Below are 8,816 nucleotides of genomic sequence, written 5' to 3'. Positions count from 1 at the left end.
TGACGGGCCCGGCGGCTGTGGCGAAGCTCTCTCAGTCGTTGCCGTTGCCGGCGGACGGAGTCGTCTTCTGGATTTGAAGCAGGAACTCGCCGTTCGACTTGGTCTGCTTCATCTTGTCGAGCAGCAGCTCGATCGCCTGCTGCTGGTCGAGTGCGTGCAGCACACGACGCAGCTTCCAGGTGACGGCGAGCTCGTCGCTGCCGAGCAGGATCTCTTCCTTACGGGTGCCGGACGCGTCGACGTCCACCGCCGGGAAGATGCGCTTGTCGGCGAGCTTCCGGTCGAGCTTGAGCTCCGCGTTGCCGGTGCCCTTGAACTCCTCGAAGATCACCTCGTCCATCCGCGAGCCGGTGTCGACCAGCGCGGTGGCCAGGATGGTCAGCGAGCCGCCGTCCTCGATGTTGCGCGCGGCACCGAAGAAGCGCTTCGGCGGGTAGAGCGCGGTCGAGTCGACACCACCGGACAGGATGCGTCCGGAGGCCGGGGCCGCCAGGTTGTAGGCGCGGCCGAGGCGGGTGATCGAGTCCAGCAGGACGACCACGTCGTGACCCAGCTCGACGAGACGCTTGGCGCGCTCGATGGCCAGCTCGGCGACGGTGGTGTGGTCCTCGGCGGGACGGTCGAAGGTCGAGGAGATGACCTCGCCCTTCACCGACCGCTGCATGTCGGTGACCTCTTCCGGACGCTCGTCGACCAGGACGACCATCAGGTGGCACTCGGGGTTGTTGTGGGTGATCGCGTTGGCGATCGCCTGCATGATCATGGTCTTACCGGTCTTCGGCGGGGCCACGATCAGGCCTCGCTGGCCCTTGCCGATCGGCGCGACGAGGTCGATGATCCGGGTCGTCAGCACGCCCGGGTCGGTCTCGAGACGCAGTCGGTCCTGCGGGTACAGCGGGGTCAGCTTGTTGAACTCGGGGCGGCCGCGGCCCGATTCGGGCGCCATGCCGTTCTGGGAGTCCAGACGGACCAGCGCGTTGAACTTCTCGCGGCGCTCGCCGTCCTTGGGCTGGCGCACGGCGCCGGTGACGTGGTCACCCTTGCGCAGGCCGTTCTTGCGGACCTGGGCGAGGGAGACGTACACGTCGTTCGGGCCGGGCAGGTAGCCGGAGGTCCGGATGAACGCGTAGTTGTCGAGGATGTCCAGGATGCCCGCGACGGGGATCAGGACGTCGTCGTCGGAGACCTGCGGCTCGCCGGCCTGGAAGTCGTCACGGCCACGGCGGCCACGGCGGTCGCGGTAGCGGCCGCGGCGTCCGCGACGGCCACCGGCCTCGTCGTCGAAGTCGTCCTGGGGGCCGGTGCTCTGCTGGGCGCCCTGACGCTGCTGGCGCTGGCCGCCCTGCTGCTGGTCGTCGCCCTTGCCGCGGCGGTCACGCTGACGCTCACGGCGCTCGCCGCGGTCCCCGCGCTCGCCGCCCCGGTCGCCACGCTCGGCGCGGTCGCCGCGCTGGCGGTCACGACGGCCTTCGGCGGTGTCCACGGCGGTGTCCGCCTTGGCCTCGGGGCGCTCGTCGGTCTTGACGTCGGTCTTGACCTCGACGGCGGTGTCCCCGCGGGCCTCGGTGCGGGTGTCCGGGCTGCCCGCCTGCGCCGTGGCGCGACGGCGACGGCGCTCACCGGCCGGCTGGTCGTCTCCCCCAGAGCCTGCGGCCTGGGAGGGGCCCCCACCCGGCTGCCCCGGGATGTCGATCTGCTGCTGGGCGACAGCCTTCTCGGGCTTGTCGGCCTTCTCCGCCTTCTCAGCGGCGGGGGCAGCGGCCTCGTCACCCGTGCGGGTCTTGGACGTGGCGCGGCGCTTGGGCTTGGCGGGGGTCTCGGCGGCGCCCGCGTCGGCGCTCTTCGCCGGGGAGGTCCCTCCGGCCTGCGCCTCCTTGATGACCTCGATCAGCTGGCTCTTGCGCATACGCGCGGTGCCCCTGATGCCGAGGCCGGACGCGACCTGCTGCAGCTCGGCCAGGACCATGCCCTCGAGGCCGGTGCCGGAGCGGCGGCGCCGTGAGGTGGTGCCCGAGGCAGCACCTGTGGCGGGCGCGGCGTTGTCGACGTTGTTGTCGGCAGTCACGCCCATCAGATCGGTGGTGTCGCTCACGAAGGGTCCTTCCCTGGAGCGGACGTCGGCCTTCTGGCTCGGCGACCGGTTGTGCTGTCCGGCTTCGGTCCCGGGTGTGGGCCGTGCCGGAGCGGTGGTCCCGCCGGAGAATTGACGGCGGAGAGAGATACATGCATACGTGCAAGGTCCGGCCCGAGGTCCCCCTGCTCGGCCCACTCCTGGAAAAAGCGAGGGGTGTCGTGCCGGTTCCGGAGCGTGCTCGAAACTGCTCAGGCGGGCTGCTCAGGCAGTTTGGGGAGGCTCCCGGAAGAATGGTGGTCCCGATGAGGGACGCAAAGCGCCGCGTCGTGAGGACGACGGCCGCTGACTTGAGGTTAACACTACCGGCTCCAACAAACATTCCCCCTCTCTCTCACCGGCAATCGTGTGGCAATCGTGTGTCCCTAGGGCGCCAGCGGCAGAACGCTCGCACCCGCGGCGTCGAAGGCGAGCCGGTTGGCCGCCCACCCCTCGCCCGCCAGCCGTGCGACCTTGTCGGCCGCACTGTCCTCGGCCAGCGCGAGCACCGTGGGGCCCGCGCCGGAGATGACTGCGGGGACGCCGTCGGCGCGCAGTCGGTTCACCAGATCGACGCTCTGCGGCATCGCCGGGGCCCGGTACTCCTGGTGGAGACGGTCCTCCGTGGCGGGCAGCAGCAGCTCAGGACGCCTGGTCAGGGCCTCGACGAGGAGAGCGGCCCGGCCGGCGTTGGCGGCGGCGTCGACATGCGGGACGGTGCGCGGGAGAAGCCCGCGGGCCGTCTCCGTGAGCACCGGCTTGGACGGAACGAAAACCACCGGAACGACGGTATCGGCGGGATCCATCCTGATCGCGCGCGCCGCTCCCGATTCGGTCCAGGCGAGGGTGAAACCGCCGAGCAGACAGGCGGCGACATTGTCCGGGTGGCCCTCGATCTCGGTCGCGAGCTCGAGCAGCGCCACGTCGTCGAGCTTCGCGTCGCCCCCTATCGTCACGGCGCGGGCGGCGACGATGCCGGCGCAGATCGCGGCCGAGGAGGAGCCGAGACCGCGGCCGTGCGGGATGCGGTTGGCGCAGACGACCTCGAGGCCGCGCGGCTGACCGCCGAGCAGGTCGAAGGCCGTGCGCAGGGCCCGTACCAGCAGGTGGTTCTCGTCCCGGGGCAGGGTCGACGCGCCCTCACCGGCGATGTCGATGTGCAGACCGGAGTCCGCGACCCGGACGACCACGTCGTCGTACAGACCGAGCGACAGCCCCAGGGCATCGAAGCCCGGACCGAGATTGGCGCTGGTTGCGGGGACGCGCACCCGGACGGCGGCGGCGCGGAACGCTGGACCGGCCATCGCTCGACGACTCTCCTTGGTTCTGAACTGCGGGATGTACACGATTGGTTCGAGAGGCAGGAATACCCGTGGGCCTCGGCGGTGGAAACACCGCGACGGCAACGACACCGCGCATATGCGGCGGGCCGGGTTCGGGTACAGCCTATCGAAGGAAGGTTCACCTGCGACATAGGGCGCACAGGAGGCGCACGATGCGTGTCGCGAGCCTCCTGTGCCTCTACGTGTGACGTTGTCCGGGTTGCCATACTTTCCAGTAGGGCAACCGGACGGGCGCAAGCGGTCTTCCGGCCGGATCAGGGCCGCGAGCCGCCCTGTTCACGCCAGACGCCGCGCCGGCGGCTACGCGAGACCGAGGCGCTCCGCCGCGGCGGCCGCGTCGACCGGGACGGTGACCGGCTGGGGCGCTCCGGCGACCGCCCAGTCGGGGTCCTTCAGCCCGTTGCCGGTGACCGTGCACACGATCTTCTGACCCGGGTCGACCTTGCCCTGCTCGGCGGCCTTCAGCAGACCGGCGACGGACGCGGCCGAAGCGGGCTCGACGAAGACGCCTTCCTGCGACGCCAACAGGCGGTAGGCGCGCAGGATCTCACGGTCCGTCACCTCGTCGATGAAACCGCCGGACTCGTCGCGTGCGGCGATCGCCTGCGTCCAGGACGCGGGGTTGCCGATCCGGATCGCGGTGGCGATCGTCGACGGGTCCTTCACGACCTCGCCGCGTACGATCGGCGCCGAACCGGACGCCTGGAAGCCCCACATGCGGGGCGTCCGGGAGGCCATCGCGTCCGCGGAGTACTCCTTGTACCCCTTCCAGTACGCCGTGATGTTGCCGGCGTTGCCGACGGGCAGCACATGGATGTCGGGGGCGTCGCCGAGCGCGTCGACGATCTCGAAGGAGGCGGTCTTCTGACCCTCGATCCGGTACGGGTTGACCGAATTGACCAGCGCCACGGGGTAGTTCTCCGAGAGGCTGCGGGCGAGGTTCAGGCAGTCGTCGAAGTTGCCGTCGACCTGAAGGATCTTCGACCCGTACACGAGGGCCTGGCCCATCTTGCCGAGGGCGATCTTGCCCTGCGGCACGAGGACCGCGCACACCATCCCGGCGCGCACCGCGTACGCGGCGGCGGAGGCGGAGGTGTTGCCGGTGGAGGCGCAGATGACGGCCTGCGCGCCCTCCTCCTTGGCCCGGGTGATGGCCATCGTCATACCGCGGTCCTTGAAGGACCCGGTGGGGTTGGCGCCCTCGACCTTGAGGTGCACCTCGCAGCCCGTGCGCTCGGAGAGGACCTGCGCCGGGACGAGCGGCGTGCCACCCTCACGGAGCGTGACGACCGGCGTCGTGTCCGTGACCGGAAGACGGTCCCGGTACTCCTCGATGATGCCGCGCCACTGGTGGGTGCCGTTGGTGGTCATGGGTCCCTTACTCCCCTTCAACACGCATGATGCTGGCGACACCGCGCACGGTGTCGAGCTTGCGCAGCGCCGCGACGGTCCCGGAAAGGGCGGCGTCGGGCGCGCGGTGGGTGACGACGACGAGAGAGGCCTCGCCGTCCTTGCCCTGCTGGCGCACCGTATCGATGGATACGCCGTGCTCGGCGAAGACCGTCGCGACCTGGGCGAGGACGCCCGGCTTGTCGGCCACGTCGAGGCTGATGTGGTAGCGCGTCACCACGTCGCCCATGGGGCTCACGGGCAGTTGGGTGTACGCCGACTCGCCGGGCCCCGTTGCCTCGGCGAGCTTGTTGCGGCACACGGCGACGAGGTCGCCGAGCACGGCGGACGCGGTGGGCGAACCGCCCGCGCCGGGGCCGTAGAACATCAGCTGCCCGGCGGCCTCGGCCTCGACGAAGACGGCGTTGTACGCCTCGCGGACCGACGCCAGCGGGTGGCTGAGCGGGATCATCGCGGGGTGCACGCGGGCCGTGACCGACTGCCCGTCCGCCGCCCGCTCGCAGATCGCGAGGAGCTTGACGGTGCAGCCCATGCGGCGGGCGGAGGCCATGTCGGCGGCGGTGACCTCGGTGAGGCCCTCGCGGTAGACGTCGTCGAGCCGTACCCGGGTGTGGAAGGCGATCCCGGCGAGGATGGCGGCCTTGGCGGCCGCGTCGAAGCCCTCGACGTCGGCGGTCGGGTCGGCCTCGGCGTATCCGAGGGCGGTCGCCTCGTCCAGCGCCTCCGAGTACCCCGCCCCCGAGCTGTCCATCTTGTCGAGGATGAAGTTGGTCGTGCCGTTGACGATGCCGAGGACGCGGTTGACCTTGTCGCCGGCGAGGGACTCGCGCAGCGGCCTGATCAGCGGGATCGCGCCGGCGACGGCGGCCTCGAAGTACAGGTCGCGGCCGTGCTGCTCGGCGGCGGCGTACAGCGTCGCGCCGTCCTCGGCGAGCAGCGCCTTGTTGGCGGAGACCACGGAGGCGCCGTGCTCGAACGCGGTGGTGATGAGGGTGCGGGCCGGCTCGATGCCGCCGATGACCTCGATGACGACGTCGATGTCGCCGCGTTTGACGAGCGCGGTCGCGTCCGTGGTGATGAGCGCCGGGTCGATGCCCTCGCGCACCTTGGACGGCCGGCGCACGGCGACCCCGGCGAGCTCCACCGGGGCGCCGATACGCGCGGCGAGGTCGTCGGCGTGCGTCGTCATGATGCGCGCCACCTCTGAGCCGACCACTCCACAGCCCAGCAGCGCCACCTTCAGCGGACGCGTACGCATCATCCGACCTCGCTTCTCATTACTTCTTGGATGTGGACCAGTCTCACCCACCGAACCGGAGTTTCTGCCCTCCGTCCGGCATGCGAGACATCTATCTCAACTATCCGACGTCGAGACGCAGGAGATCTTCCTCCGTCTCACGCCGGACGATCACCCGTGCCTCGCCGTCCGCGACGGCGACGACAGGCGGGCGAAGTGCGTGGTTGTAGTTGCTGGCCATGGAACGGCAGTACGCGCCGGTGGCCGGCACGGCGATCAGATCGCCGGGCGCGAGGTCGGCCGGCAGGAACGCGTCCTTGACCACGATGTCGCCACTCTCACAGTGCTTGCCGACGACCCGGCTCAACATCGGAGCGGCTTCGGAGGTCCGCGACACCAGGGCGACGCTGTACTCGGCGTCGTACAGCGCGGTACGGATGTTGTCCGACATGCCACCGTCGACGCTGACGTAGGTACGCAGTCCCTCGAGCGGCTTGACGGTGCCGACCTCGTACAGGGTGAAGGCGGTGGGCCCGACGATCGCACGGCCCGGCTCGACGGAGATACGGGGCGAGCGCAGCCCGGCGGCCTCACACTCACGGGTGACGATCTCGGTCAGCGACTTCGCGATCTCGTGCGGCTCACGCGGATCGTCCTCGGAGGTGTACGCGATACCGAGGCCGCCACCGAGGTCGATCTCGGGCAGCTCGACACCGTGCTCGTCCCGCACCTCGGCGAGCAGCTGCACGACCCGGCGGGCGGAGACCTCGAAGCCGGCCATGTCGAAGATCTGCGAACCGATGTGGGAGTGGATGCCGATCAGCTCGAGCCCGTCCAGCCTCAGCGCCCGCCGCACGGCCTCCGCGGCCTGACCGCCGGCCAGCGCGATGCCGAACTTCTGGTCCTCGTGGGCGGTGGCGATGAACTCGTGCGTGTGGGCCTCGACGCCGACGGTCACCCGGATCTGCACCCGCTGCCGCTTGCCCATGCTCTGGGCGATGTGCGCGACCCGGACGATCTCCTGGAACGAGTCGAGCACGATCCGCCCGACGCCGGCGCTCACCGCCCGCTCGATCTCCTCCACCGACTTGTTGTTGCCGTGGAAGGCGATGCGCTCCGCGGGCATCCCGGCGGCCAGCGCCGTCGCCAGCTCACCGCCCGAGCACACGTCGAGGTTGAGCCCCTCCTCCTTCAGCCACCTGACGACCGCCCGGGACAGGAACGCCTTGCCCGCGTAGAACACGTCCGCGTCCTTGCCGAAGGCGTCGGCCCAGGCGCGGCAGCGGGCACGGAAGTCGGCCTCGTCGAGGAAGTAGGCCGGGGTGCCGAACTCCTCCGCCAGCCTGGTCACTTCGATCCCGCCGACGGACACGACACCGTCGGCGTTACGGGTGACGGTGTCGGCCCACACCTTCGGGTCGAGGGCGTTCAGGTCGGTGGGCGGTGCCGTGTAGTGCCCCTCGGGGAGGACATCGGCATGACGGGGACCGGCGGGGTGTGCGGATCGGCTCATCGGAATCTGGTCTCTCTCACGTCTCACAGATGGTCGGGCGCGCTGATACCGAGCAGGGACAGGCCACCGGCGAGCACCGTCCCGGCGGCTTCGGCAAGAGCGAGCCGGGAACGGTGGGCGGCCGAGGGTTTCTCGTCCCCGACGGGCAGCACGCTGTGCCGGCCGCTGCTCTGGAAGGAGAGAAAAGCGTCGGCGGTGACTTCCAGATGCCGGGCAAGCCGGTCGGGCGCCCTGAGTCGGGCGGCGTCCGCGAGAACGGCGGGGTGATCGCCGATGGCGGCGGTGAGAGCGGGGGCGTCCACATGCTCGTCCGGGCTGCCGGCGAACCCGAGCTGCGCGGCGTTACGGGAGAGGGCGCGGGCGCGGGCGTGGGCGTAGCGCACGCGGAAGAGGGGGTTGCGCTCGTGCTGGAGAAGGAGGGGGTGGGGGGTGGGGCCGGCGGCCCTGCCGGCGTCGCGGTCGGCCGGGGTGGGGCGGGCCGCAGGGGACGCGTCTGTGGTGGGGCGGTCGGGGGTGGGGCGGTCGGTCAGGGGCCGGTCGTGGGCCGCGGGGGCGAGCAGTCCCCACCGGGTGGCGTCCACGCCGAGGCGCCGCAGGAGCGTGGACGCGTCGTCGGCGGCGGGAACGGGCGCGACGTCCGTACGGAGCCGCCCCTGCGCGTGCTGGGCCTCGATGCGTACGCCGAGCTCGGCCCAGGCGGGGTCGGCGGCGCCCTCGCAGAAGGTCCGGCTCAGGGTGCCCTGCGAGAGCAGGATCCGGCGCAGGGTGTCGGCCATGACGGCTGCTCGTACGTCGGCGCGGTAGGTGGGCTGCTCGACGGCCCCGGTCAGGTCGGTCCAGCCGTACTTCTCGCCGCGCTCCAGGACGTCCCGTACGAGCCGCTGCTGGGTGTCGGACTCGAGGGTGATGTTGAGGAAGCCGGGCCCGGTGATGTCGACGGCGGCGATTCCGGGGGCGGCGGCGATGCGGTGTCCCAGCTCCGCGGCCACTTCGACGGCCGGCCGTCCCGCCTGCCGCGCCAGCCTCAGCGCGATCCCGGTGGCGTAGTCCCCGCGCCCACCGGGGCGGGGCCGCTCGATCTTGACGACGCCGGGGGCGTCGACGCGCAGCGCACCGTCCTCCACGGCACGGCAGACGGCGTGCCGCACGGTACGGGAGAGCTCTGCGGGGGTCACGGGACAAGCGTATGGGAGGAAGGGGGGC

At 71.1% G+C, this 8,816-nt stretch carries 6 protein-coding genes; all 6 read right to left on the bottom strand.

The features are described 5' to 3' along the window. Window positions 1-31: 31 nt before the first annotated feature. The 6 genes from rho to nrtL all read right to left on the bottom strand — a co-directional run bounded on the left by rho (window position 32) and on the right by nrtL (window position 8,788). Complete coding sequence (gene rho, locus ACWGH4_RS06810; RefSeq protein WP_453456555.1) at window positions 32-2,092, bottom strand: transcription termination factor Rho; 2,061 nt, start codon at window positions 2,090-2,092, stop codon at window positions 32-34. 404 nt (window positions 2,093-2,496) lie between these two features. Continuing rightward, window positions 2,497-3,414, bottom strand: a complete 918-nt coding sequence (gene thrB, locus ACWGH4_RS06805) for a homoserine kinase (RefSeq protein ID WP_453456553.1) — start codon at window positions 3,412-3,414, stop codon at window positions 2,497-2,499. A gap of 339 nt (window positions 3,415-3,753) precedes the next feature. After that, window positions 3,754-4,824 carry a threonine synthase gene (gene thrC / locus ACWGH4_RS06800; RefSeq protein WP_441264200.1) on the bottom strand — a complete coding sequence of 357 codons (1,071 nt, stop codon included), beginning with the start codon at window positions 4,822-4,824 and terminating at the stop codon, window positions 3,754-3,756. 7 nt (window positions 4,825-4,831) lie between these two features. Further along, on the bottom strand, window positions 4,832-6,121 hold the full coding sequence (locus ACWGH4_RS06795; protein WP_453456564.1) for a homoserine dehydrogenase: 1,290 nt from the start codon (window positions 6,119-6,121) through the stop codon (window positions 4,832-4,834). Between the two features lie 100 nt (window positions 6,122-6,221). Then, the gene (lysA, locus tag ACWGH4_RS06790) at window positions 6,222-7,613 is read right to left on the bottom strand and encodes a diaminopimelate decarboxylase (protein ID WP_441264199.1); all 1,392 of its coding nucleotides are present in this window, start codon (window positions 7,611-7,613) and stop codon (window positions 6,222-6,224) included. Between the two features lie 23 nt (window positions 7,614-7,636). Next, window positions 7,637-8,788 carry an ArgS-related anticodon-binding protein NrtL gene (gene nrtL, locus ACWGH4_RS06785; protein WP_453456548.1) on the bottom strand — a complete coding sequence of 384 codons (1,152 nt, stop codon included), beginning with the start codon at window positions 8,786-8,788 and terminating at the stop codon, window positions 7,637-7,639. Between the last annotated feature and the right edge of the window lie 28 nt (window positions 8,789-8,816).

The sequence above is a fragment of the Streptomyces sp. NPDC054847 genome, from assembly GCF_053610925.1.
This window is presented reverse-complemented; position numbering and strand designations above follow the sequence as displayed.